This is a genomic window from Rufibacter sp. JT20002, from assembly GCF_056491185.1.
Genome location: NZ_JBSZJY010000001.1, coordinates 1,749,480 through 1,772,524, shown reverse-complemented (window position 1 = coordinate 1,772,524; position 23,045 = coordinate 1,749,480). Strand labels below are relative to the sequence as shown.

Sequence of the window (23,045 nt, the reverse complement as noted above, 5' to 3'; positions counted from 1 at the left end):
AAAGAGGCCTAAAGAGGAGAGCTTTCTGGCTAAAGTCTGAACAGACCCTCAGATGAGGCCACATTTCCGTATCTTTGCACCATGCGGTATTTTTTAGAAGTGGCGTATGACGGCACCAAGTTCCACGGGTGGCAAATCCAACCCAATGCGCTTACGGTGCAGGAGGTGCTGGATGATTGCCTGCGCAAGGTGTTCAGGTTGCCCCAGGTAGAAACCGTGGGTAGCGGCCGCACCGATACCGGCGTACATGCCACGCAGCAGTGGGTGCACGTAGATTTGCCGCAGGCGCTGTCCTCTGAAGAGATCCAATACAAGCTGAACCGCATCCTGCCTCCTGATATCTCTATAGGACAGGTGCTGCCGGTGGGGCCAGAGGCGCATACGCGGTTTGATGCCACCAGCCGCACCTACGAATACCGCATTACTCTAGAGAAGAATCCCTTTCTGGTGCGGCACGCCTATTACCTTTCCAGAAAACCTGAGGTAGCCCAGATGAATGAGGCGGCGCAGTCCTTGCTGCAGTTAGAGGATTTTACCACCTTCTCTAAAGTGAAAGGCGACACCAAGCATTACCGGTGTACCATCACCCAGGCTTTCTGGCGCGAAGAAGGCGCACAGCTGATCTTCACCATTACCGCCAACCGGTTTCTGCGCGGCATGGTACGGCTGGTGGTGGGTACCTTGTTGGATGTAGGCAAAGGCAAGCTGAGTGCGGCCCAGTTCAGAGACCTGATTGAGCGGCAGGACCGGCGTTTAGCCAGCGGGGCGGCCCCCGCTGAAGGGTTGTTTCTGCATAGGGTAGAATATCCGGAGAACTATTTTGCCCAACAACGGGTACTCTTTGAGGAAGTCCTTGCCACACAGGTGCGTGAAAAGGAATCATCCTAGTAACAAAACCTCCTGTTTTACGCTTTCTTTTAAGAAACCAAGGCCTAAATGCAAGGAGGCGTACCTTACCTTTACATTCTGATCCTGATGCTATTAGGGTCAGCCATAACGAGCGACATATAGAATGAGTGAAATAGGAGGAAGCAAAACCGGAAGCGCGTTTGACTGGGAAGTGCTGCGGAAGATATTCCGGTTTGTGAAACCGTACCAGAAAGTCTTTTACCTGGTAATTTTTTTAACCGTCGCCTCGGCTATCCTGGCGACGATCCGGCCGTTCCTGATCCAAGAGATGGTGGACAAGCAGATTCTGCAATATAACTGGCAAGGGGTGAACCGCATGTTCATCTGGTTGATTGTGCTGCTGGTGGCCCACACGGCGGTCTCGTACTTCCATACCTACTTTGCCGGCTGGCTGGGGCAGTACGTGGTGCGTGACATCCGGGTGAAGCTCTACGAGCACATTCTCAAACTGCGGCTCAAGTTCTATGACCGCACGCCCATTGGTACGTTGGTGACCCGTAACGTAAGCGACGTGGAAACCCTGTCAGACGTGTTCTCCGAAGGCCTTGCCGCCATGATTGGCGATGTGCTCCAACTCATCTTCATCCTGGGTTACATGTTCTGGATTGACTGGAAACTGACCTTGGTGAGCCTTTCCATGTTCCCGTTGCTGATTGTGAGTACCTATATCTTCAAGGAGAAGGTGAAAGCCTCGTTCCAGGAGGTGCGTGGGGCGGTGGCCAAGCTCAACGCCTTTGTGCAGGAGCATATCACGGGCATGATGGTGGTGCAGATCTTCAACAACGAGGAGCGCGAGATGAAGAAGTTTCAGGCGATCAACAAAGAACATACTCGGGCCAACATCAAATCGGTGCTGTACTATTCCATCTATTTCCCGGTGGCGGAGGTGATTGGGGCGGCTGGAACGGGCTTGCTGGTGTGGTACGGGGCCAAAGGCGTGATCCAGGATACCGTGACGCTGGGTTCTTTGATCGCGTTCATCATGTACATTGCCATGTTCTTCCGGCCCATCCGGCAAATCGCCGATCGGTTCAACACCTTGCAACTTGGGGTGGTGAGTTCTGAGCGGATCATGAAACTGCTGGAAAGCCAGGAGATGATCTCAGATTCGGGAACGTACGCGCCCAAAGAGATCAAAGGAGAGGTGCAGTTTGAGGATGTCTGGTTTGCCTATAATGATGAGAACTGGGTACTGCGCGGGGTTTCCTTTGACGTGCACGCCGGGCAAACGGTAGCTTTGGTGGGTGCCACCGGAGCCGGTAAGACCTCCATCATCAATCTGCTCAGCCGCTTCTACGAGATCAACAAAGGAACTATCAGGGTAGACGGCCACGATGTGCGTGAGTACAATCTGGACCTGTTGCGCCGCCAGATTGGAGTAGTGCTGCAGGACGTGTTCCTGTTCTCCGGCACCATTGCCGATAACATCAGCTTGGGCAACAAGGAAATCACTGAGGAACAGATGTGGGAAGCTGCTCGTTTGGTTGGCGCCGATAGGTTCATTGAACGCCTGCCCGGCGGACTGCACTACAACGTGATGGAGCGTGGGGCTACCTTGTCAGTAGGGCAGCGCCAGTTGATCTCGTTTGTGCGGGCCATGGTGTACAACCCTAAAATCATCATCCTGGACGAGGCTACCTCCAGCGTGGACTCCGAGACTGAGGAACTGATCCAGTTCGCCATCGCGCAGCTCATGGAAGGCCGTACCTCTATCGTGATCGCGCACCGTCTTTCTACCATCCAGAAAGCCGATAACATCATTGTGCTGGACCGGGGCGAGATCAAGGAAAGCGGCCGCCATGAAGAACTGATCCAGACGGGCGGTTACTATGCCCAGTTGCATGAGATGCAGTACAAGAACTTTGTGTAACGCATAGCCAGTTTCAAGGCTGATTAAAGAAAAGCAGCCTTGAAACGGCAATTTGCAACGGGAGCTATGCTTTGGTCCCTGACTTGGCGTACCTTTGCCCCGCTGGTAGCAGCACACACGTAGAAGAACACAGCAACAGATGCCGAAGAAGTTTTTGATTTTCTTTGCCTTGGCCATAGGAGTGGTTTTGGTGATTTACACGTACCTGGGTGGTTTTGCCCAAGTCAAAGTATCTCAGGCGGTCTCTACTCCCGTCTTCATTGCCGGCAAATACTATGAAGGAAGCACCGAGGCCGATGCCTTGGGCGAGATTTACCAGCAAGCCGGCAAAGCAGTGGAGCAAAAGCAACTCACCGGCGACTTTGCGGGCATTTACTACAACAACCCCAGCAAAGAGTCTAAAACAGTGAAGGCATTTATTGGCGTGGCCGTGCAGGATACCAGTGGCACGTTACCTGCCGGTTTTACCATACGGGTAGTGCCCGCGGGCAGACCCGTACTGAAAGGAGAGTTGGACGCGAACATCACCATCGCGCCTAAAAGAATCTACAGTGCCCTGTTTGACTACGCCGAAGAACAGAAGCTAACCTTGCAAGAGTTCTACGTGGAACGTTTCCCGGAAGGAAAGCCCGCAGTCATTGAAATAGGACTAGCCAAGAAGTAGAGATTTAAGTTTCCTTTTTTAAAGGGACCTTTGAAAAAGAGAGCGCCACCGGGAATCATTCTCGGAGGCGCTCTCTTTTTGTAGGCAAGGTAGAGGCTCTCCTAGACGGGGGCTTGCTCAACGGCTGTCCTAAATCATCTGTGCAGCGTCTTTCTCTGCGGTGGAGTAGGAGAGGAGGCTGTCTTGGTTCCAGATTCTGTGCTTGAGACTACAGGAAGCGCGTACTCTACCTTCACTAGTTGGTGCAGTTCATTGTCTCGGCCCCTGATCTCAAAGTCTACCACGGCTGGGGTTTGGTCCCAGTGAAAGCGCATCACCGCAAAGTTGAGTTTGTCGTGCATCTGGCCCACCCGATGCTGGTTAGGCTCATTGACCAGGCCACCCTTCCAGAAGTGCGTGAGGCCGCTGGAGGTAAGATCATAGATGGGGTAAGGCACGCCTGGCCAGGAAATCTTGGAAAGCTCGGCAAAGTGCCGGTCCCCGGAGAGAAGAATCACATTCGCGGTTTTGGTTTTGGAGATCAGGTTGAACAGCCTTTCGCGTGATTTGGGGAAATTGCCCCAGCGCTCAAAGCCATGGTCGTTGGCAATGATTTGCAGCCCCGTACCAATGAGGTGGAATTGGGCTTTGCTGTTTCTAAGCTCCTTTTCCAGCCATCGCCACTGCGTTTCGCCCAGCATGTCACCTTTAAGATTATCTTGGTAGGCGGGTTCCTGGCCTTGCAGAGAGTCGCGGTGGAAACGCCCATCCAGGAGAATGACTTTCACTTGTTGACCGGGTGGGCCATAGGTATGGGCACTGTAGACTCCTTTTTGCCTGCGTCTGGGGCTTTGCAGCGGTTCGCCTATAAAGTCCCAGAACAGTTGGGCGCTCTGGTTCTTGTGTTTGTATTCTTTGCCGGCATTGTTGCGGCCGTAGTCATGGTCGTCCCACACACCTATAATAGGTATGGTTTCTGTCAGCTTCTGGTAATCGGGATTTTGGAGCTGTTTTTCATATTTCGCCTTCAAAACCTGCATGTCATCTGTATCGCCGTAGATGTTGTCACCCAACCAGACCCACAGCTGGGGTTGGTTTTTGAGGATCTCGCGCCATAGCGGCTGTTCCCTGTCCTGTGAGTTACAGGAGCCCATAGCAATTACCGAGAGAGGCGTTTGGTTGCTAGCGACAGGTAGAGATTCTAAACGTCGGTCTGTATCTGCCGAACTGCAGGAAAAGATAGAAAGCAGAAGGCAGAGGGAATGCCATTTTCTGAGGTGGTGCATACGCTTGGGTACGGCAGCAGAGCGGCGCAGGATGCAGTGGGCTGAGGTATAAAGCAAAAGCCACAGATAGGCTGTGGCTTTTGCTTTAAGGAGAGCTAGGCTTTATTATTCAGAGGCGCTACGGCCCAGATATAGGGAGATGGCAAAGCTTAGAGTGTTAAAGCCAAAGTCAGCTTTAAACTCAGAGGTATTGATGTAATTATCTTCTTGTCCAAAATCTGTTTCAAAAGCAGAATACCCGATGCTTCCCAAGGTAAGCTCCAACCCAACAATATCACTAGGGAAGAAAGCAAAGCCTGGGGTAAGTTCTGCTGCTCCTCCCTTAATCGTACTGGGGGTGAAAGGATGATTAGAGGTAAGGTTCTTCCCTTCAGTTTTCCCCTTTTGATAATAAGCAGCTCCTTGTCCAAAGAAAGCTGCTTTGTTTCCTAAAGCTTTGTACAAGCGTACAAAAGGGCCAGCAGAATAGGTGTTACCAGTTGTCTTGCTTGTTTCTGTTCTTATGCCCTCAGGAGAACCGACTTGGTAAGTTGAAATGAAGACATCTCTTTTATATCCTGCAGTGGCGCCTAAAACCAAATTAGGTCTTAGAAAGAAGCCTACTTTAGGATTAAAAGAAAAGGTGGTTGATTTATTAGGGTTGACCCACGATCCGCCTGATTCATTATTGCTTTTGGTGTAGTTAAATGATCCTGATACCAATGTTTTCCCATAGTCTTGGGCGTTTACCAGTGCAGAGACACCGCACAGGATTAGAATAATCAAAGTTCTTTTCATGAAGTTTAAAATTATATAGGTTAAGGAATATGTGATTAATGGATAACTAGCTAAATTTTTATATAAATAAATATTAGGCTGTATTTATATATAAAATATCAATATTTTAAAACACTTAAGTAACGGGCGGAATAATCGTTTATTTCAAGACTTAGAGAGATTGTTAAATATTTTCAAAAAGAGGATCTTAGATCAAAAGCAGATCTATATAACCTTTAAATTTCCCGAAAAAAAGAAGGACCAGCTTTCTACGGCTGGTCCTTTCGTTTAAGTGTGGCTTGCGCCTGATCTATTATATATCATCCCCGTATAGGGGTACGGTTTCAGCTAGCTTCTGGTGTTCATAATTCTGAACGCCTCGGCTCTGGTAATGTCTTTTTTCAGCAGCAGTATATTGCTGGTATTTACAATCAAAAGCTGAAATTGATTTTTCAGGTCATGATAGTAAATCAACATGGTTAAGTCTTCATAACCACGTCTGAAAATATTGCGGGCCTTCGTCTTTAGGTTAAACAGTTCCAATTTTATTTGCCTCCACTTTTCCATCATAATCTCAACCTCCCTCCCCAAAGAGTTTGTAGAGTAGTTATACTCAGTAATTTAATGCTGGGTTACTGTATGATAAGCAGAAGTAAATTGTACTATTAAGAAAGTCAGGCTCTTCTGTGATGGGGTAAATGCCTATTATGAAGCAAATTGGTTAATTTTGATACTGTTCTTGTTGTGTTTTGTTTAGTGTTTTTCCTGTAGTAGGGTTTATGCGCGGTAGAACAGGGTAAATACAGGGTTATTTGTTTAGGTTCATGAAAAAAGTAAGTGTTTATACCTTCTAATTAGAATATAGAGCCTTTACATAATTCAATTTTGCCCGTTTTAGAGCAGAAAATTGGAAAATGGATTAAAAAGGAGGTGCAGAAGGAAAGTGATGATGCTCTCTAAGGACAAGTAGCTGGAGCCTAGTCTCTCAGAAAAGAGCTTTTTTCTGGAAAGTAAGACGTAAACGGAAGAGCGCTTTATAAAAAAGCCCAAGCACCAGCGAGCAATGTGCAACTCAGTGCTTGGGTATTTGCTTTATCACTTGGATTTCAATTATCTGAGAACGTATAACCACAGAAGTTATAGATTTCGGCCCGAGGAGCTACTGGTGGCAGGGTTTGGTGCAGCACCAGCGGGGGGTTATGGGTTGAGACAAAACCCCAGCGGTTACGGTTGCAGTAGTGCAACTCTTTAGGCAATTCCAGTTTTCGGTGTTGTTCCATGATATACTTCCTCCTATCATAAAGATTGAAATACAGGGAGTTACCCCTACCTACACGCGTTACTTTTTGCAATTAAATTCTTAAACCCAAGGTGTACCTGTACATTTGTTTTACTTATAAACCTTAGGCACTAAACTCGGTGATGAAAACAAAAGTAGGTCGGATTTTGGCGGTTGCGCTGCTGGCGCTGGTGGCCTTGCTGCAAGCCCTCTCTTCTGAGTTTGTGGCAGCAGCAGCATGGGCCAGCCTTGGATTAGCCGTGGCGTTGTCTGGAGAACGGCCTCCTGCCGGACAAAGAGCCCCTAAAACTCCCAGGCAGTACCTCACGCTGTTGTGCATAGTACTAGCCTTAGGGTTGTTTGGTTTCCAACTCTACCGCGATTTAACAGATAAAAGTGCCAGCAGACCTCCTTCTACTACACCCGTACATGAATAGCGCAGGTACTAAATACTGCGCTAAAATTATGCCAGAAACAAGGGGTTAGATGTGCTTTGTTAAATCCCTGATTCTGCTGCGCAGTTGATCTAAGTGCGTTTGCTGCTGCTTCTGCTTATCAATTTCCTCTAGCTGGTGCAGTAATGCCTGCATCTCTGCCAGATAAGCAGACCGGTCTTTCTTCAATCCGGCGGGCATGCTGTGTTCTCCCTGCTTTTCCTCAGATTTAAACACATTTCCCTCCCCGTAGATCACCCATTTAGAGTTAAGGTCTGGTAACTGCTTGAGCAAGGTCACCAGATCATCCATGCAATAATCTTCCCCTTGTAAAATACAGCCTACTACATCTGGCGGCGTTTGGGTCATTACACTGAGTTGGTACACGTCCAACTCTTTGATGCGCATATAAAAGTTAAGTCGGGCGCTGGTTTGCTGTAAGTTAATGGCCATGTTCACACTGTTTTATAAGTACGAATAAACGGGTGCATCCGGATCTTTGTACAAAGGGAAATGCCGTACGAGGAGCGATGTCAGTCCAACTTCTCATACGCAATACCTTTGTTTTGTGTTAAGCATCATTTTTGAAGCTAACTTCCGGGAAGAGAAGTAGCAAAATGGGAGTACCTGTCTCTTTCAAATGCCAATAGAAGCTATCCAAAAGTAAACATGCAAAAGAGGAAGTCATAGAAGCGGAACAAGGCTAATAGGCTCTTCCTGTGTCTCAGGACCAACAAAATCTTTTTCTTTGTTCATCCAACTAAGTTGTACTGCTAAAGTATAAGCATTGGATTTAAGTTTGATGAAATAAGTTAAAACTAGAGATGAAATAAGTTAAAACTAGAATTAAGATAGTTCGCTATATTTGCAGACTGTTGATAAAGGCTAGTATTAGTCCTCCACTTTAAAGATTGTTGCATGAAGACTCAGTATGAGCCGTTGGATTTGATCATGTTGGTAGATGACGACGATACCACCAATTTTGTGAATAAACGGTTATTGACAAAACTAGGGGTAGCCAAAGAAGTTCTGATCAAAAAGAATGGAGCAGAGGCCTTGGAGTATCTGAAGCAATCAGCTCAGGAAGGTATCGCTTACCCAGATCTTATTTTCCTGGATATCAAGATGCCCGTGATGGACGGGTTCAGCTTTCTGGACGAGTACCACAACCAAGCCTTATTTGAGAACGGCAGTATGATCATTCTCATGCTAACCTCCTCGGCCAGTTTCTATGACCTGGAGCGCCTGAAAGGATATACCTCAGTGAAAAAGCATTTCTCCAAGGCTTTAACTGAAAGTGATGTAAAAGAGATCCTCGCTGATTATTATCAGAAAAGCTAAATAGGCCAATTGGCAAAGAAAAAGGCGCAGTGGAGACTGCGCCTTTTTCTTTGCCCTTTAGGTGTTTTTTTATAAAAAAGAGCTTGTTTTTACGAGCGCCGGATCTGGGTTGAAGGGCCAGGTAAAATGCATGGCTGTTCCCCTGCCATGAGAGTGAACCCAAACGCGCCCGCCTTTTTCCTGCATGATTTTACGCACAATGGCTAATCCAATACCCGTGCTATCGGGATGGTTTACGTCGCTGGTGGTTTCAAACAACTCAAAGATCTTCTCCTGGTTTTCTATGGGAATACCCGGACCATCATCTTCCACCACAAACTCCCAGAACCCGTGGTTTGGCGTGCATCGCACCCAAATGTTCCCGGCGCGCAAATCATGGTACTTGAGGGCGTTGCCCAGGAGGTTACTGAAAATTTGCTGCAGATAGATTTCCTCGGCCTCAAGTACAGGCAGGTTTTCAGGAATATGGACCTTAAACCCATGGGGCACGGTCAGAGCTGAAACCACGTTATGCACCAGTTCCCCCACAGAAACAGGTTTTAACTGGATCTGCTGACGGCCCGTTAAGGAATAGGCTAGTACGTCGGTGATCAGGTGTTCCATGCGGCGGGCCTGCATCTGGATCATGGGCACCACAGACTGGGCATCTTCCGTTTTATCTTCCAGCAGAAAGTCCGTAACGGCATCGGTAAGGCCCAGAATATTCTGCAGCGGCGCTTTCAGGTCATGAGTAACGGTATGGGCGAACTCATCCAGAGTCGTGTTTACCTTTTCCAGTTGTAGGTTTCGACTTTCCCGTTCCTGCAGAAGCGCGTTGATTTCCTGGTTAGAGGCCTGCAACTCCTGGTTCAGATGCTGGATTTCCTGTAACTGGTATTCTGCCTCAATGGTGCGCACCCGCAACTGCTCCATGAGTTCAATCAGCTGCATGTTCTGCCTTTTGATTTCGGCATAGGGAGAGATCTCAGACTCCAAGTTGAAGTAATCTGACCACCCCTGGATAATGGCTTTGTTGATAGGCGGATGATTGCCCAAGATACGCTTCTGCAACCGAACACGCGTGCCCTTCTCAAAGTCACTTTCCAGTTGGAAGGAGTCTACCAGCTTTCGGGAGCTATAAATGCCTTGGCCCTTTCCGCCCGATGGGGTATATCTTCTATCCAAGAGTTCCTGCACGTTGGGGATGCCCCGGCCTCTGTCTGTCACATACGCCTCCAGAGAGAGCGTGCCGCGGTTCTCTATCATACTGAACCGGATGGTCCCTTCCCCCACGTGCTCCAAAACATTGCGGCATATCTCAGAAACGGCCGTGGCAAATTTGGTTTGGGCAGCTACCGGTAAACCCGAAAACTCAGACAGCTGCATGGCCCGTTTGTAAGCCAAAACAACATCTAACTCATTTTGCAGCTTTATGGTGGTAATGGGTTGATCCATGGGGTTAGTCAGTAGCACGCACTACCACAACCAAAGTATCATCGGTGGTGCGGGTGTTGTCTTTATAGAGTACTGCTGCTATCAACGTTGGGTCATGCCTGCTCAGTTCCGGGTACTTGCTCAAATCCCAGCGGCTTTTTAAGCCGTCTGAGTGTAAGATCATGAGGTTGCCTCTCTCCCAGGGAAGGTGTTGGTCGTTCAAGGTGCTGGGCACGCTCATGCCTAGGGTGCCGTTGTAAGAAAGCAGACTCTTAGATTTGTCTGGTGCCAACAAACGGCCCGCAATGTTTCCTATGCCACAAAACAACAAGGCATTAGTTTCAGCGCTCCAATGGGCTACAGCGCCTACAGCCCCCCGGGTTCTTTTGATGGAAGCGTGTACGCCTCGCAGTATCTCAGAAGGAGCTTGCTTGGGTTGTTGCTGAAAGGCATGGAGAGCGTTAACGGCTGCCTCGTGGGCATGCTCTCCGTGGCCCAGGCCGTCCAGCACCATCAGGTAGGCGCCTTGTTGTGACAACCGCAGCCCCCAACCGTCGCCGCTTACTTTCTCGCCGGGTTTGGGTACCAATACGCTCCCAATCTGAAACTTGTGCTCGCTTCGGGCGGCCGCCTTAGGGGCTTTCCCTTTCCGGTAAATGCGGGAGAGGATAACAGTGCCAATACCGCGTTGCGAGTAAATGTCAAAGAAGTCTGACTGCCGCTTGATGGCGCCCAGGCCCTGACCCATGCTCCCAAAGGTAGAGACCCCGTCTTCCATCATCCGTAGGGGGTCGCTCATGCCCGGGCCATTGTCCAGGCAAAGCAATTCCATACCGCAGGATTTTCCGTTTTCCTGGCAAATAGGCTTCACCAGCAACTCACCGCCTTTTGACTGGGCGTGCTTGACCAGGTTGGTGGCCATTTCTGTGACTACTAAACTTACGCGGCCCACTTCGGCTTCAGAAAACCCGGCCGCCTCCGCTATTCTGGCAATGTCGCGTCGGACAATGTTTTGAAAGGTGCGGTCTGCAAGGGGGAAGTAGTGATGTTCAGCAAAATTATAGTCCATTTTTCCACCGAATAATTGTGACTGTGGTGCCTTTGCCGGGTTCGCTCTTGATGTCAAATTCATTCACGAGGCGTTTGGCTCCTGGCAACCCCAGTCCTAAACTCTTTCCGGTAGAATAACCATCTTTCATGGCTAATGTTACGTCTTTGATGCCGGGACCTTCATCTTTGAAAACAAGGCGAACCCCTGGAATGCTGTTTTTGCTGACAATCTCTAACTGCGTAATGCCGCCGCCGCCGTAGCGAAGCATGTTACGTACCAATTCACTGGCCGCCGTGATGAGCTTGGTCTGGTTAACCAGGCTCATCCCAATTTTGGTGGCTAGTTCTTTGATTCTATTCCGGAACAGGACTACGTCCTGTTCTTTCTGTATGGGGAGCTTCTCTTTAGATAAAACTATCATAGAGGCCTTCCTCGTCCTGTTCTAGTTGGCCAATTTTTTTGTGCAATAGTTCCATACCCTGTTCTACATCTAACGCGGTGTGTACGCCTGAGAGCGTAAGGCCAAGTTCTACCAGGGTAATGGCTACCGCTGGCTGCATTCCCACCACTACGGTGGCGGCATCCATGATTTTAGACATGGAGGCAATATTGCCCAGAATACGACCCATGAACGAGTCTACAATGCTGACGGCAGAAATATCAATCAACACGCCTTTGGCTTCGGTCTTGCTCACCATGTTGATGAGGTCGTTTTCCAGGGTTAGGGCCAGCCGGTCATACAAATCCACTTGGATGGTTACCAGCAGGAAGGGGCCCATCTTTAAAATAGGAATTCTTTCCATGGCAGTAGCGCGTTAAAACCCAAAGTTCTGTTTAGACCCAATTTGCCCGTTCTGGGTAGCTTTAGATACCTGGATGTTAAGCATGGAGAAAGACATCTTCAGGGCGCTGGCCAACGTGGCTTTGGTGTAGATGTTGGTCAGGTCAATGCCCAGGTGGACAATGGTCTGCGCAATCTCGGCTCTGATGCCACTGATAATACACTCGGCCCCCATCAATCTGGCGGCACTTACAGTTTTAATCAAATGCTGGGCAACCAGTGAGTCAACGGTGGGCACACCAGAGATATCCAGAATGGCAATGCGGCTACCGGTAGCAACAATCTCTTCCAAAAGGGCTTCCATCACCACCTGGGTACGGGCGCTGTCTAAGGTTCCAATGATGGGTAAAGCCAAAATACCTTCCCACACCCGGATTACCGGTGTAGAAATCTCGTTCATCTCGCTTGACTGGCGCAGGATCACTTCTTCCCGACCTTTGATATACGTTTCCATGGTCACCAGGCTCAGGCTGTCCATGATCTTGTTCATAGAGATAATCTCACGGTAAAGAACCGCTGGCTCCTCTCTGAAACGTTCTTCCAATATCTGACTAAGGACTTCTTTCAAGCTTAGGATATAAGAGCTGGTTTCACGTGGAGAGAACCCCTGGCGTGCGCGGGAAATGGAAATCTCGCTCAGGATATCGTGGATGGCCTCATATCCGGCAGATTCTATGTCGTTAGCCTGATTAGAGGCAAAGGCTTTTAATAAAGAGGTTAGGAATTCTTCTGATTGCTGCTGCAGTTCTGATACGCTCATCAGGTCGTCCCGCAGAGCGGCATCTTTTAACTGGTTGCCCATCCAGGTTTCTAAGATTTGCTTTCTTTTTCCTTTGAGGGCAGCGGCGCTTTCTTTGTTCATAAGGGTTTTGTCAAGAGTAGAAGACAGTATTCCGTTTCATGCCTCTTTTCTGGAAGACAACCCAAAAGGAATGGGAGGGAGACATTGCCGTAAAAGTAAGCATTAATGCGTCTACTAGGGTAGGTGCAGAAGATTACTTTTTCGCTACCCTCGCTAGACTGGAGGCTTAAAATGAAAAATCCCCGCCGTGTCACACGGCGGGAAAACCATAAGGCAATGATCCGGAAGGAAGAATTCTAACTACGCCTCTTATTCGTTTCAGGGCTGTTTTAAGAAAAGTACCCGTGAAGCAGATGGCTGAGCGTAGGCTCTATTCTGTTTTGAGTGCCCGCACCGGGTTAGAGAACGCAGCCCGCAAAGCCTGCACGCTTACCGTAGTTAAAGCGATCAATAGGGTCAATGCACCGGCTGCTAAGAACACCCAAGATCCAATATCAATGCGGTAGCTAAAGTCCTGGAGCCACTTGTCCATGAAGTAGTAAGAGATAGGTCCGGCAATGACAAAGGCGATGAGCACCAGTTTCACGAAGTCCAAGGAAAATAAGCCCACTATGCTGGCCGAGGAAGCACCCAACACTTTGCGTACACCTACTTCTTTGGTGCGTTGCGTAACCATAAAGGAGACTAAACCATAAAGGCCCAAACACCCGATCAAGATAGCGATGACGGAGAAGATTTTGAACAAATGCGCCTGCCGCTGTTCCTCCTCATAAAACCGGGCAATGGAATCATCAAAGAACTCATAATGAAAAACATCATCTGGGTAAGCGGTCTGGTAGACATTCTGCAGATGGGCCAAGGCCGCCTTCGCGTTTTTCTGCTCCAGTTTAACATTCAGGAACATATAGATATCAGTGAAGGTGGACATCACTACCGGCGGAATTTCGGTACGTAAAGAAGCCAGGTGAAAGTCCTTGACAACCCCCACAATCTTGCCCTTGGATTGATCGCCGTTGACCATCAGATCCTTGCCGATGGCCGCTTGCGGGTCCTTTTCGCCCACTTGCTTCAGAAACGTCTCATTCACCAGGAACTCCCGCATGGTGTCGCCTTTTTCGTACATCCGGCCAGCCAACAATGGAATATTAAAGGTTTTGAGGTAGTGCTCGTCGGCCACTTTCATGTTCACGCTAAAGTTGCGCTCCACGGTAAAGTCATCGTACTTGAAAGACGTGTTCATGTCAATGTTGGCAGAGGGTGGGGCAATGGCAAACGAGGTTGCTTTGATGGCCGGGTGCGCTTCCAACTGTGGCCGAAGTGCCATCAGGTCCTTGGCTTTACCGCCAGGGAGCGAAACGTTCACGATCGCTTCCTTGTCAAACCCCAGGGACGCCGACCGGAAGTACTCCATCTGGTTATGCACAATAATGGTGCAGATGATGAGTACCTGGCAAACAGTGAATTGCAACACTACCAGCGTGCGGCGCAATGACAGCCCCGCAGCCCGGGCGGTGGACGTCTTGCTTTTCAGGGCAGAGATAGGCTGGAACCCAGAGATAACCATGGCTGGGTAGAACCCCGCAAAGAAGGTAACGGCCACCAGCGTGACCAGCAGAAAAGCCAGCATCTGCGCATCCTGCAGGATAGAAAATGAGATCTGCAGTTCCAGCAGTTTGTTTAAAGACGGCAGCAGCAACTCGGCAAACACCACAGACAAGGCCAGGGAGAAGAAGGTGATCAAGCCTGTTTCAAGCAGGAACTGGGTCATGAGCTGCGGCTTGTTGGCTCCTAGTACTTTGCGCATGCCCACTTCTTTGGCCCGGCGCAAGGCTTGGGCGGTGGCCAGGTTCACGAAGTTGATAGAAGCAACCAGCACCAGAAATATCCCGATCAGGCCTAGTGCCCACAGTGTGGTCTTGCTCACCGTACGGTTGTTGAAAGTGCCGTACCGTTCATCAAAGTGCAATTGCGTGAGCGGCTGAAAGGTGTAGCGTTCTTTTACAAGGGGAGAGCGGGGGCGGTACTTGGCGGTCACCTCGTTCAAGCGGTCTTCGGCCTGTCTCAGGTTAGCGCCGGGAGAGATGGCGAAGTACACCTGCTGGTTACTATAGGTGCTGTTCCAGGAATTGTTAGAGAACGTGTTAATGGCTTTGGAAGACTCATAGTCAATGAGCATCTGGTACGGTAAATCTGTGTTGGCAGGCGCATCTGGGATTACCCCGGTCACCTTCAGATTTATCTTGTTGTTCATGCGCACCACCCTGCCCAGTGGGTTCTCACCCGGAAAGTATTTATCTGCGATGGTTTGGGTGAGCAGCACCGTGTTCACGTCTTTGAGGGCCTGCTGGCCATTGATGCCGTCGGTAGGGAAGTCAAACAGGTCAAAGAAGGCGGGTTCCACAAACAAAACGTTCCTTTCCTCCCTGAACTTCTTGGGCGGTACTTTCTCATCTGTAGAGACTACCGTGAAGGTGCCCCCTTCTTCATTAAATACGTGCGTGGCAGGAGTCAGCTCTGGCAAAGTGGCTTTGAGGGTAGCCAGCATTGGGAAGGGAGTACCCGCCGAGTGCCCAGGCCCGTTAGCGGATAGATTGTCCACGTTGATGCGGTAGATACGGTCAGCCTTGCTGTGGAACGTGTCATAGCTGAGCTCATGCCGGATGACCAAATACAGCAGCAGGCTGCAGGTGATGCCCAAAGCCAGGCCGATCACATTGAGCATGGTATACCCCAGGTTGCGGCGCAGTGTGCGTACCGCAACTAAAAAATAGTTTTTAAACATGGCTTGCAGACTTACAGGATGGCGAGCTCTTTCACATTCTCAGAGATGATCTGACCGTCAAACAGGTTTACAATGCGGTGGGCGTAATCGGCATCGGTGGGGGAGTGGGTTACCATCACAATGGTGGTGCCTTGCTCATTGAGGGAGCTCAGTAGTTGCATCACTTCCTGGCCGTGCGCCGAGTCTAGGTTACCGGTAGGCTCATCCGCTAAAAGTAATTTAGGCTTGGAAACCACCGCCCGGGCGATGGCTACCCGTTGCTGCTGCCCGCCCGAGAGCTGCTGCGGGAAGTGGTTGCGGCGGTGCGCGATCTGCATTTGCTCCAACACTTGCTCCACCCGCTGCTTGCGCTCAGCGTTACCCACTTTGAGGTAAATTAAAGGCAGTTCCACGTTTTCGTACACCGTCAGTTCATCAATGAGGTTGAAGCTCTGGAACACGAAGCCCAGGTGCTCTTTCCGCAGGTTCGCCCGCTGCCGTTCACTGAATTTGGAAATCTCCTTGTCCAGAAAATAGAACTCGCCGCTGCTGGGGTTATCCAGCAACCCAATAATGTTAAGCAATGTGGATTTACCGCAACCAGACGGACCCATGATAGCCACAAACTCGCCTTGGCGTACGTTCAGGTTCACATTTACCAGAGCGGTGGTTTCCACCTCATCGGTGGTATATTTCTTCTGAAGATTGACGGTCTTTATCATGTCTTTTTGGTTGTTTATGGCTGGTTGTTGATTGTTTATTTACTCTTGCAGATCGGTCCCCCTTCAAAGGGGGTAGGGGGATGATTCCTCTTGCAGATCAGGCATTCCTGAGAATCATCTTTTTATCTTCTATCGTTAGTGCTTTCTGGTTCTTCTCGCCTCTTTGTCATCTCCCTACCCCCTTCAAAGGGGGACGAAATGCGTGTTTATTTTCAAATCAGAACTCAAGACTTAGAACTCAGGACTACTTCAGCTCCAGTTTGTCTTTGTCATTGAAGGCGTCATAAGAAGAGACAATGACCTGCTCGCCGGGTTTGAGGCCTTCCAGTACCTCATAATACTCTGGGTTTTGGCGGCCTAACCGGATGCTGCGCTTGGTGGCGGCTTTGCCGGTTTCATCCAGCACGTAGGCCCAGGCGCCGCCGGTGCTTTGGTAGAAACCTCCGCGGGGCAGCAACACAGCCGGCGCTGGGTCCGACAATTGCAATCTGATCTGCAGGGTTTGTCCGCGGCGGATGCCTTCTGGTACCTTCCCGATGAACTTCATGTCTACCGGGAAGCGGCCGTTCGTTACTTCGGAGTACACTAGGGCAATCTCCAAGGGATAGGTCTGGCCGTTGTAGGAGAAGGAGGCTTGCTGTCCGGCAAAGACGCGGCTCACGTAATGCTGGTCCAGTTCGGCTTTTACCTTGAAACCGCTTAAGTCATCAATCTGCCCAATCACCTGACCAGATTGCACGGGCGTGCCCAACTCTACCTGGATGGAGGAGAGCTGACCAGAGATAGGAGCTTTGATGTACAGGTTCTTGAGGTTGTCTTCCATCATCTGCAGGTTGCGGCTGGTGCGGGCAATGGTGGCCTCTAACTGCGCAATCTGCTGCCGGGCGTTGTTTTCCTCAAATTTCTGTGATTCCAGCTCAATTACTCGTTCGGCTTTCAGGCGGTCATACTCTCTTTTGAAACCATAGAATTCCTGCTGAGACACGGCTTTGGCTTCAAACAAAGAGATATTGCGTTCATAGATATCTTTGGCGGCATCTACCTGGGCGTTCAAGGTAGCCAAGCGGCGTCTCAAATTGAATTTGTTTTGCTGCAAGCTCAATTTAGAGTTCTGGAGGTTGTTAATGAGATCATTCATGAGGGTTTCCTGGTTCATGAAGTCCAGCACCAGCCGGTTGTTGGTGAGCTTCAGGATGGGGTCGCCTTGTTTCACAGGTTTACCGCCTTCCAGGTATTTCTCCTCCACGGTACCGCCTTCCACCGCCGGAATCAGGATGGTTTTGATGGGATGCACCGTGCCGTCTACCGGAATAAACTCTTGAAAAGAACCCTGGCTCACCGTGGCCATGGTAATCTTCTGGCTCTCCACATTCAGTTTAGAGCTATTATCAGCGAAGCCAATGAAATAGGTCACCAACCCGATGAGGAGGACTGCCGCGGCATACCCGGCAATCTTCTTTGGTGTCCAGCGCTTCTTTTCAATGATACGATCCATGGGAAAAACTTCTAATGTATAGTACTCCTGCCAATTGCTGTGCCATTTTTGTAAATCACTGTCTTTCAGCGTTAAATGGATTTGCTGATTTGCAAAGTGTGCGCCAGCGGACACTATTTGTTCATGCCCGAACATCGGTGGTCGGGCTCCGTGCAGCCATTTCCTCTTTTAGGTGTCTTTTCAGGAAAACAGGTGAAAAGCGCATCTCTGTCTAATTACAGAGACTCGCCTGCTTTTGCCAATCCAAATGCTACCTCAGGAGGAGGCGTCCATAGTAGCAAATAATTGCCTTCAAAAGTACAGCAGCCTTGCTTTCGTTTGCTTCCATCAACTTAATATAAGCATGAAAAAACTTGTCGCTACTATTCTTCTGTCTGCGGTCTTCGGGACCGCCGGATGGGCCCAGTGTACTTCCACCGAGCAAGACAAAGCCGGGGTGCGTTCCGCCTGCCAGGATTACATTCAGGCCTTTTATAAAGCAGACACCACCATCGCCTACCGAAGTGTGCACCCGCTGCTGCAAAAGCGAGGCTTTTCGTATTCTGCTACCAACCAAGCCTACTCCAAACAGCAGGAAATGCCTTTTCAAGCCTTAGTAAGTCTGGCCAAGCGCTGGAACAAAGACGGGAAGCAAGCCAACGCCTCCTCTGTACAGGAGGTGCAGATTCTGGATATCTGCGACAAAACAGCCTCGGCGAAAGTAACAGCGGTGTGGGGCATTGACTACATTCACCTGGTGAAAGAGAAAGATAAGTGGTGGGTCATGAACGTGCTGTGGCAGTCTGTGCCAACCGCTAAGAAGTAAGGAAGGCCGCTAATCTATAGAAGCGTATTTCACCTATTTTACAAAAAAACATAGTAAAAACGGCTCAGGCACCTGTTAAGGCTACAAGGCTTTGATAAGTGCCTGAGCCGTTTTGTGTCTAAAAATAAGGTGCTTGGGGGAAGAGGGTTGAAGCGAAGAAAAAATATTTTGAAACTTTTATACATGAATGCGTGTATGTACATTAAATGTATATACATTTGTTGCATCAACTCAGAAAGAGAACTCAAAAGTTAAACTAAACAAAAAGTAAGACAATGGAAACTACCATCGCAACTACAAAATGGGCAGTAGACCCAATGCACAGTGAAGTTCAGTTCAAAGTAAAACACTTGATGATTACTACGGTGACCGGTTACTTCCAAAACTTCCACGTGGAGGCTGAAACCGAAGATGAGCAGTTCACCAGTGCCAGCAGCGTCCTGTTCACCGCCGATGTGAATTCTATTAACACGAACAACGAGCAGCGCGACACGCACTTGAAATCAGCTGATTTCTTTGATGCTGAAAACCACGGCGAGATCCGGTTTGTAGGGAACCGCTATGAGAACGTAGGTGGCGATGACTACCAACTGCACGGCGACTTAACCATCAAAGGCATCACCAAACCGGTAACCGTGAAAGTAGAGTTCGGTGGTATTGTGGTAGACCCATATGGCCAGACCAAAGCGGGTTTCACCGTAACTGGTAAAATCAGCCGCAAGGAGTTTGGTTTGACCTGGAATGCCGTAACCGAAGCCGGAAGCGTAGTGGTGAGCGACGAGATCAAGCTGCAAGCCGAAATCCAGTTGGTGAAACAAGCCTAAGCCTTTGCCGGTGAGGCAGGTCATCCTGTTTTAAGCGTCGTTTTGAAAACCAGGGAGTAAAGCGCATCTGGTAGGTTCTTTTTCTCCTGGTACCCGTACAATCTCAAAAACTAAAAGCATGCAAGTAGAAAGATATTCCCCCGGGCAACGGGGCCTGAAAGACATAGGGTGGCTGAAGAGCAATTTCATCTTCAGTTTCTCCAGTCACTATAATCCGGTAAGGGCAGGTTTTGGATTGCTGCGGGTCTTCAACGATGATTACGTGGCCCCGGAAAACGGCTTCGGGATTCATCCGCATGCCAACATGGAGATTATCTCCGTGATGCTTTCCGGGTCTATGAGCCACATTGACTCGTTGGGCTACAAAGAAACCGTGCACAAAGACTGGGTGCAGATCATGAGCGCCGGCAGCGGTCTTCGGCATGAGGAGCACAACGTAGGTCAGGACGAGGTCAACTTCCTGCAAATATGGATTGAACCCAAGCTGCAGAACATCACGCCCCGGTACCAGCGCCGCTTTTTCCCTGAGGAGAAACGGGTAAACCAGCTGACCACTGTGGTGAGCAACGAGGAAGGCCAGAGCCACTGCTGGATAAACCAGAACGCGAAACTCTCTCTGGGGTACTTTGAGCAAGGCCAGCCGCTTACGTATTCTTTTAACCCCCTGAACAAAGGCCTCTTCGTCTTCAGCATCAGCGGCTCCTTTCAAGTGAATGACCAGCCGCTGACTGACCGCGAAGCGTTGGGCCTCTGGGACACAGATCAGCTTCAATTTAGTTTCCAAACCGATAGCAGATTCCTCCTCATTGAGGTGCCTATCAACCATTAACCACGCATCATGGAAAACAGAATATTAGGCCTGCATCACATCACGGCCATTGCAGATTCGGCTAAAAAGAACGTAGACTTCTATACCAAAGTGCTGGGGCTGCGCCTGCTCAAAAAAACCGTCAACTTTGACGACCCCGGCACTTACCACCTGTACTACGGCGATGAGCGCGGCAGTGCAGGTACCATCTTAACCTTCTTCCCGTACGAGGGTGCTCGCCGCGGCAGCGCCGGAACCGGCATGGCCACCAACATAGGCTACTCCGTGCCAGAAGGAAGCTTTGATTTCTGGATAAACCGGCTTGAGAAGCACAACGTCATCTACAACAAGCCGTCAGAGAAATTTGGCGAGCAGTACCTGACCTTCCTGGACCCAGACGGCCTGAAACTGGAGCTGGTCATCCCTAAAAACCAGGACAACCGCGTAGCCTGGGAAACCGACGAGGTGAACGCCAGCGTAGCCACCAAAGGCTTCCACAGCGTGACCTTGACTCTGCGCGACATCAAAGGCACGGCCGCCGTTCTCACCGATATTTTGGGTTACACCTTGCTGGAGAAAAGCGGCAACCGCTACCGCTACATCACCGATGCCGTGGAGCACGCCGCCATCATTGACCTGGTAGAACTGCCCAACGAAGCCCGCGGAATGGGCGGAGCCGGAACCAACCACCACATTGCGTTCCGAGTGAAAGACGAGGAAACCCTCATGCAGTTCCAGGAGAAAGTAAGACGCGCTGGCCTTGGTCTGCAAATCACCGAGAAAATTGACCGCAACTACTTCTACTCGCTGTACTTCCGGGAGCCGGGTGGGGTGTTGTTTGAGATTGCCACGGATAATCCGGGCTTCGGGATTGATGAACCTTGGGACAAACTAGGTTCCAGCTTGTTGCTGCCGCCGCAGTACGAGCCACGTCGCACCGATATTGAGGCCGTTTTGCCCAATCTGGACTAAAAAAAGGAAAGCCGCTTCAAGTCAATTTTGAAGCGGCTTTTTAGGCCCGTTTCCCTAAAGCCAGACCAGAAATGGAAGTATTCCACATAACCCGCGTGTACGCGGATGCCCAAGGAGAAAGCCATTTTGAGGAGATGGCCAAACCCCTGCGTTCTGCGGGGGACATTGGCTTTCTGTCAGAACCTGAGGAGGTGGAAAGCATCATCTTCCGGAAGGTCTTGCCCAGCTATGATTATGATTTCCACACGGCTCCGGCCCGGCAGTACATCGTGCTTCTGGATGGCGAGATAGAGATTGAAACCTCACTTGGAGTTAAACGGCTATTCAAAGCCAGTGATATTCTGCTGGTGGAAGACACCACCGGCAAAGGCCACCGCACCAAAAATTTGATTCCTGCGGTTAGGAGCTCCATTTTTATTACCTTGAAAGCCAACTCAGAAGAGTAGTTCCGAGAGAAGGCGTTCGCCATTGATTTCTAAAAAACACACCATGAAACTAGTAGTAGTATCTGGGAGTGCCCGCCCGCAGCGGCAGTCCCACCAGGTGGCGTTGGAAGTGGGAAGAAGACTGGAAGAAAAAGGACACACCATTCATTTACTGGACGTACGGGCGTTGAATTTCCCTCTGCTGGAAAATACCTTTGACAAAACTCCAAGTCCTTCTGAGCAGATGATGGAGACTAGTGCCGCCATTGCCCAGAGCGATGGTTTGATCCTGGTTTCACCGGAACACAACGGAAGCTACTCCGGTGCCCTGAAAAACACCCTTGACTATTTTTACAAAGAGTACTACCATAAACCCTTCGGGATTGTGGCCGTCTCGGCGGGCATGCTGGGCGGAATCAACGCGGCCAAAAGTCTGCAACACTATGCGCTCACCTTGAACGGAATTGTGCTGCCAAACGCCCTCATCACGCCCAAGGTGCAGACCCTCTTTCAGGACGGACAGTTGATAGACGCCAGTTACGGAAGCCGCTTAGATAAATTCCTGGATGATTTTCTTTGGTTAGGGCAAGCTATTCAAGCTACTCACGTGTTACAATAAACGCTATGTATACCCACAAAAAACAAGTCATCTCGCACGGCAGGCCTTTGTCTGAAACCGGCAAGGCCCTGATCATGATCCATGGGCGGGGAGCCTCCGCAGAAAGCATCTTGTCTTTGGCGGATCATCTGCCGGTAGACGACTTTTCTTTGTTCGCGCCGCAAGCCGCCAACCATAGTTGGTACCCGTACAGCTTCATGGCCCCCACCGAGCAAAACCAACCCGCGCTGGAATCTGCCTTAGAGGAAATCCATGACCTGGTGAAAACCATCGCCGGAGAGGGCATCGGTAGCCAGAATATCTACCTGTTAGGTTTCTCGCAGGGTGCCTGCCTTACCTCAGAATATGCTGCCAGAAACGCGCAGCAGTTTGGTGGGCTGTTCCTGTTCACCGGCGGCCTGATTGGCCCTCAGCTAGACACCAGCCACTACAAGGGAGACTTTCAGAATACCCCCGTCCTCATTACCACCGGTGACCCAGACCCGCACGTGCCCGTGAGCCGGGTAGAGGAGACCGTCAAGGTCTTGGAAGGAATGGGCGCGGTGGTCACGAAGAAGATCTACAAAGGCCGGCCCCACACCATTCTGCAGGAAGAGATAAACCTGGCCAAGGAAATGTTGAACAGCGCTCAGATAAGTGAATAACCTCCATTCAGCAAGAAAATAGAGATGGAACTAGACATCAAAAACAACCCGGCCGCTCATCGGTTTGAAACCACGGTAGACGGAAGCACTGCGGTGGTAGAATACAGGTTAAGGGGCAATGTGATCACCGTGCTGCATACCAAAGTACCCAAGGAGTTGGAAGGGCAGGGCATTGCGGCGGCTTTGACCAAGCAGGTGCTAGCCTACATTGCCGAAGAGAAATTAGAACTGGTTCCGTTGTGCCCGTACATGGCGGCTTACCTGAAAAAGCACCTAGAGTACCAGTCACTGGTGAAGAAGTAAAGGTTTCTTTATCTTTAGTAAAATCAGCAGTTTAGGTCATTT

26 protein-coding genes are annotated in these 23,045 nt (G+C 49.8%); 13 read left to right on the top strand and 13 right to left on the bottom strand.

Annotation, left to right across the window (positions count from 1 at the left end):
- Positions 1–81 precede the first annotated feature (81 nt).
- The 3 genes from truA (at position 82) to ACW9SV_RS06955 (ending at position 3,443) form a co-directional block, all read left to right on the top strand.
- On the top strand, positions 82–888 hold the full coding sequence (gene truA, locus ACW9SV_RS06965) for a tRNA pseudouridine(38-40) synthase TruA (protein WP_479556018.1): 807 nt from the start codon (positions 82–84) through the stop codon (positions 886–888).
- 124 nt (positions 889–1,012) lie between these two features.
- Positions 1,013–2,779 carry an ABC transporter ATP-binding protein gene (locus ACW9SV_RS06960; RefSeq protein ID WP_479556017.1) on the top strand — a complete coding sequence of 589 codons (1,767 nt, stop codon included), beginning with the start codon at positions 1,013–1,015 and terminating at the stop codon, positions 2,777–2,779.
- Between the two features lie 139 nt (positions 2,780–2,918).
- Positions 2,919–3,443, top strand: coding sequence for a GyrI-like domain-containing protein (locus tag ACW9SV_RS06955; RefSeq protein WP_479556016.1), 525 nt, complete (start codon positions 2,919–2,921; stop codon positions 3,441–3,443).
- Positions 3,444–3,577: 134 nt separating this feature from the next.
- Here the strand turns inward: ACW9SV_RS06955 and ACW9SV_RS06950 are convergent, their stop codons facing one another.
- From ACW9SV_RS06950 to ACW9SV_RS06935, 4 genes are all read right to left on the bottom strand, one after another.
- Positions 3,578–4,708, bottom strand: a complete 1,131-nt coding sequence (locus tag ACW9SV_RS06950; RefSeq protein ID WP_479556015.1) for an alkaline phosphatase D family protein — start codon at positions 4,706–4,708, stop codon at positions 3,578–3,580.
- A gap of 105 nt (positions 4,709–4,813) precedes the next feature.
- Complete coding sequence (locus tag ACW9SV_RS06945; RefSeq protein ID WP_479556014.1) at positions 4,814–5,485, bottom strand: hypothetical protein; 672 nt, start codon at positions 5,483–5,485, stop codon at positions 4,814–4,816.
- Between the two features lie 327 nt (positions 5,486–5,812).
- On the bottom strand, positions 5,813–5,941 hold the full coding sequence (locus ACW9SV_RS06940; RefSeq protein WP_479556013.1) for a hypothetical protein: 129 nt from the start codon (positions 5,939–5,941) through the stop codon (positions 5,813–5,815).
- 629 nt (positions 5,942–6,570) lie between these two features.
- Entirely contained in the window at positions 6,571–6,744 is a 174-nt protein-coding gene (locus ACW9SV_RS06935; protein WP_479556012.1) for a hypothetical protein, read from the bottom strand.
- A 142-nt stretch (positions 6,745–6,886) separates the two neighbouring features.
- Between ACW9SV_RS06935 and ACW9SV_RS06930 the strand changes: the two genes are divergently transcribed.
- Positions 6,887–7,180 carry a hypothetical protein gene (locus tag ACW9SV_RS06930; protein ID WP_479556011.1) on the top strand — a complete coding sequence of 98 codons (294 nt, stop codon included), beginning with the start codon at positions 6,887–6,889 and terminating at the stop codon, positions 7,178–7,180.
- 45 nt (positions 7,181–7,225) lie between these two features.
- Here ACW9SV_RS06930 and ACW9SV_RS06925 read toward each other — a convergent pair whose 3' ends face one another.
- Positions 7,226–7,630 (bottom strand): hypothetical protein, encoded by a 405-nt coding sequence (locus ACW9SV_RS06925; RefSeq protein WP_479556010.1) that lies wholly within the window; start codon positions 7,628–7,630, stop codon positions 7,226–7,228.
- A 465-nt stretch (positions 7,631–8,095) separates the two neighbouring features.
- Here ACW9SV_RS06925 and ACW9SV_RS06920 point away from each other — a divergent pair, with 465 nt between their 5' ends.
- Positions 8,096–8,518, top strand: coding sequence for a response regulator (locus tag ACW9SV_RS06920; RefSeq protein ID WP_479556009.1), 423 nt, complete (start codon positions 8,096–8,098; stop codon positions 8,516–8,518).
- 69 nt (positions 8,519–8,587) lie between these two features.
- Here the strand turns inward: ACW9SV_RS06920 and ACW9SV_RS06915 are convergent, their stop codons facing one another.
- From ACW9SV_RS06915 to ACW9SV_RS06880, 8 genes are all read right to left on the bottom strand, one after another.
- Positions 8,588–9,952, bottom strand: coding sequence for an ATP-binding protein (locus ACW9SV_RS06915; protein ID WP_479556008.1), 1,365 nt, complete (start codon positions 9,950–9,952; stop codon positions 8,588–8,590).
- A gap of 4 nt (positions 9,953–9,956) precedes the next feature.
- Positions 9,957–11,000, bottom strand: a complete 1,044-nt coding sequence (locus ACW9SV_RS06910; protein ID WP_479556007.1) for an ATP-binding protein — start codon at positions 10,998–11,000, stop codon at positions 9,957–9,959.
- Entirely contained in the window at positions 10,990–11,403 is a 414-nt protein-coding gene (locus tag ACW9SV_RS06905; RefSeq protein WP_479556006.1) for an anti-sigma regulatory factor, read from the bottom strand. Before ACW9SV_RS06905 ends, ACW9SV_RS06910 begins: the two co-directional genes overlap by 11 nt.
- The gene (locus ACW9SV_RS06900; RefSeq protein WP_479556005.1) at positions 11,387–11,785 is read right to left on the bottom strand and encodes an STAS domain-containing protein; all 399 of its coding nucleotides are present in this window, start codon (positions 11,783–11,785) and stop codon (positions 11,387–11,389) included. The genes ACW9SV_RS06905 and ACW9SV_RS06900 overlap by 17 nt, the downstream gene beginning before the upstream one ends.
- Positions 11,786–11,797: 12 nt before the next feature.
- Positions 11,798–12,685, bottom strand: a complete 888-nt coding sequence (locus ACW9SV_RS06895) for an STAS domain-containing protein (RefSeq protein ID WP_479556004.1) — start codon at positions 12,683–12,685, stop codon at positions 11,798–11,800.
- Positions 12,686–12,995: 310 nt separating this feature from the next.
- Complete coding sequence (locus tag ACW9SV_RS06890) at positions 12,996–15,407, bottom strand: ABC transporter permease (protein ID WP_479556003.1); 2,412 nt, start codon at positions 15,405–15,407, stop codon at positions 12,996–12,998.
- An 11-nt stretch (positions 15,408–15,418) separates the two neighbouring features.
- Complete coding sequence (locus tag ACW9SV_RS06885) at positions 15,419–16,108, bottom strand: ABC transporter ATP-binding protein (RefSeq protein WP_479556002.1); 690 nt, start codon at positions 16,106–16,108, stop codon at positions 15,419–15,421.
- A 244-nt stretch (positions 16,109–16,352) separates the two neighbouring features.
- Positions 16,353–17,603 carry an efflux RND transporter periplasmic adaptor subunit gene (locus tag ACW9SV_RS06880; RefSeq protein ID WP_479556001.1) on the bottom strand — a complete coding sequence of 417 codons (1,251 nt, stop codon included), beginning with the start codon at positions 17,601–17,603 and terminating at the stop codon, positions 16,353–16,355.
- A 343-nt stretch (positions 17,604–17,946) separates the two neighbouring features.
- Between ACW9SV_RS06880 and ACW9SV_RS06875 the strand changes: the two genes are divergently transcribed.
- The 8 genes from ACW9SV_RS06875 (at position 17,947) to ACW9SV_RS06840 (ending at position 23,003) form a co-directional block, all read left to right on the top strand.
- A complete protein-coding gene (locus tag ACW9SV_RS06875; RefSeq protein ID WP_479556000.1) occupies positions 17,947–18,408 on the top strand; it encodes a nuclear transport factor 2 family protein in 462 nt (153 codons plus the stop codon).
- A 287-nt stretch (positions 18,409–18,695) separates the two neighbouring features.
- Positions 18,696–19,232 carry a YceI family protein gene (locus tag ACW9SV_RS06870; RefSeq protein WP_479556514.1) on the top strand — a complete coding sequence of 179 codons (537 nt, stop codon included), beginning with the start codon at positions 18,696–18,698 and terminating at the stop codon, positions 19,230–19,232.
- 118 nt (positions 19,233–19,350) lie between these two features.
- A complete protein-coding gene (locus ACW9SV_RS06865) occupies positions 19,351–20,061 on the top strand; it encodes a pirin family protein (RefSeq protein ID WP_479555999.1) in 711 nt (236 codons plus the stop codon).
- 9 nt (positions 20,062–20,070) lie between these two features.
- Positions 20,071–21,012 carry a ring-cleaving dioxygenase gene (locus tag ACW9SV_RS06860; RefSeq protein WP_479555998.1) on the top strand — a complete coding sequence of 314 codons (942 nt, stop codon included), beginning with the start codon at positions 20,071–20,073 and terminating at the stop codon, positions 21,010–21,012.
- 71 nt (positions 21,013–21,083) lie between these two features.
- Positions 21,084–21,458, top strand: a complete 375-nt coding sequence (locus ACW9SV_RS06855) for a cupin domain-containing protein (RefSeq protein ID WP_479555997.1) — start codon at positions 21,084–21,086, stop codon at positions 21,456–21,458.
- A gap of 43 nt (positions 21,459–21,501) precedes the next feature.
- Positions 21,502–22,056 carry an NADPH-dependent FMN reductase gene (locus ACW9SV_RS06850; RefSeq protein WP_479555996.1) on the top strand — a complete coding sequence of 185 codons (555 nt, stop codon included), beginning with the start codon at positions 21,502–21,504 and terminating at the stop codon, positions 22,054–22,056.
- Positions 22,057–22,061: 5 nt separating this feature from the next.
- Complete coding sequence (locus ACW9SV_RS06845) at positions 22,062–22,700, top strand: alpha/beta hydrolase (RefSeq protein WP_479555995.1); 639 nt, start codon at positions 22,062–22,064, stop codon at positions 22,698–22,700.
- A gap of 24 nt (positions 22,701–22,724) precedes the next feature.
- A complete protein-coding gene (locus ACW9SV_RS06840; RefSeq protein WP_479555994.1) occupies positions 22,725–23,003 on the top strand; it encodes a GNAT family N-acetyltransferase in 279 nt (92 codons plus the stop codon).
- The last annotated feature ends 42 nt before the right edge of the window (positions 23,004–23,045 follow it).

Coding starts and splice junctions, on each gene's coding strand:
- truA (WP_479556018.1), top strand. CDS start 82: ATGCGGTATTTTTTAGAAGTGGCGTATGACGGCACCAAGTTCCACGGG.
- ACW9SV_RS06960 (WP_479556017.1), top strand. CDS start 1,013: ATGAGTGAAATAGGAGGAAGCAAAACCGGAAGCGCGTTTGACTGGGAA.
- ACW9SV_RS06955 (WP_479556016.1), top strand. CDS start 2,919: ATGCCGAAGAAGTTTTTGATTTTCTTTGCCTTGGCCATAGGAGTGGTT.
- ACW9SV_RS06950 (WP_479556015.1), bottom strand. CDS start 4,708: ATGCACCACCTCAGAAAATGGCATTCCCTCTGCCTTCTGCTTTCTATC.
- ACW9SV_RS06945 (WP_479556014.1), bottom strand. CDS start 5,485: ATGAAAAGAACTTTGATTATTCTAATCCTGTGCGGTGTCTCTGCACTG.
- ACW9SV_RS06940 (WP_479556013.1), bottom strand. CDS start 5,941: ATGTTGATTTACTATCATGACCTGAAAAATCAATTTCAGCTTTTGATT.
- ACW9SV_RS06935 (WP_479556012.1), bottom strand. CDS start 6,744: ATGGAACAACACCGAAAACTGGAATTGCCTAAAGAGTTGCACTACTGC.
- ACW9SV_RS06930 (WP_479556011.1), top strand. CDS start 6,887: ATGAAAACAAAAGTAGGTCGGATTTTGGCGGTTGCGCTGCTGGCGCTG.
- ACW9SV_RS06925 (WP_479556010.1), bottom strand. CDS start 7,630: ATGGCCATTAACTTACAGCAAACCAGCGCCCGACTTAACTTTTATATG.
- ACW9SV_RS06920 (WP_479556009.1), top strand. CDS start 8,096: ATGAAGACTCAGTATGAGCCGTTGGATTTGATCATGTTGGTAGATGAC.
- ACW9SV_RS06915 (WP_479556008.1), bottom strand. CDS start 9,952: ATGGATCAACCCATTACCACCATAAAGCTGCAAAATGAGTTAGATGTT.
- ACW9SV_RS06910 (WP_479556007.1), bottom strand. CDS start 11,000: ATGGACTATAATTTTGCTGAACATCACTACTTCCCCCTTGCAGACCGC.
- ACW9SV_RS06905 (WP_479556006.1), bottom strand. CDS start 11,403: ATGATAGTTTTATCTAAAGAGAAGCTCCCCATACAGAAAGAACAGGAC.
- ACW9SV_RS06900 (WP_479556005.1), bottom strand. CDS start 11,785: ATGGAAAGAATTCCTATTTTAAAGATGGGCCCCTTCCTGCTGGTAACC.
- ACW9SV_RS06895 (WP_479556004.1), bottom strand. CDS start 12,685: ATGAACAAAGAAAGCGCCGCTGCCCTCAAAGGAAAAAGAAAGCAAATC.
- ACW9SV_RS06890 (WP_479556003.1), bottom strand. CDS start 15,407: ATGTTTAAAAACTATTTTTTAGTTGCGGTACGCACACTGCGCCGCAAC.
- ACW9SV_RS06885 (WP_479556002.1), bottom strand. CDS start 16,108: ATGATAAAGACCGTCAATCTTCAGAAGAAATATACCACCGATGAGGTG.
- ACW9SV_RS06880 (WP_479556001.1), bottom strand. CDS start 17,603: ATGGATCGTATCATTGAAAAGAAGCGCTGGACACCAAAGAAGATTGCC.
- ACW9SV_RS06875 (WP_479556000.1), top strand. CDS start 17,947: ATGAAAAAACTTGTCGCTACTATTCTTCTGTCTGCGGTCTTCGGGACC.
- ACW9SV_RS06865 (WP_479555999.1), top strand. CDS start 19,351: ATGCAAGTAGAAAGATATTCCCCCGGGCAACGGGGCCTGAAAGACATA.
- ACW9SV_RS06860 (WP_479555998.1), top strand. CDS start 20,071: ATGGAAAACAGAATATTAGGCCTGCATCACATCACGGCCATTGCAGAT.
- ACW9SV_RS06855 (WP_479555997.1), top strand. CDS start 21,084: ATGGAAGTATTCCACATAACCCGCGTGTACGCGGATGCCCAAGGAGAA.
- ACW9SV_RS06850 (WP_479555996.1), top strand. CDS start 21,502: ATGAAACTAGTAGTAGTATCTGGGAGTGCCCGCCCGCAGCGGCAGTCC.
- ACW9SV_RS06845 (WP_479555995.1), top strand. CDS start 22,062: ATGTATACCCACAAAAAACAAGTCATCTCGCACGGCAGGCCTTTGTCT.
- ACW9SV_RS06840 (WP_479555994.1), top strand. CDS start 22,725: ATGGAACTAGACATCAAAAACAACCCGGCCGCTCATCGGTTTGAAACC.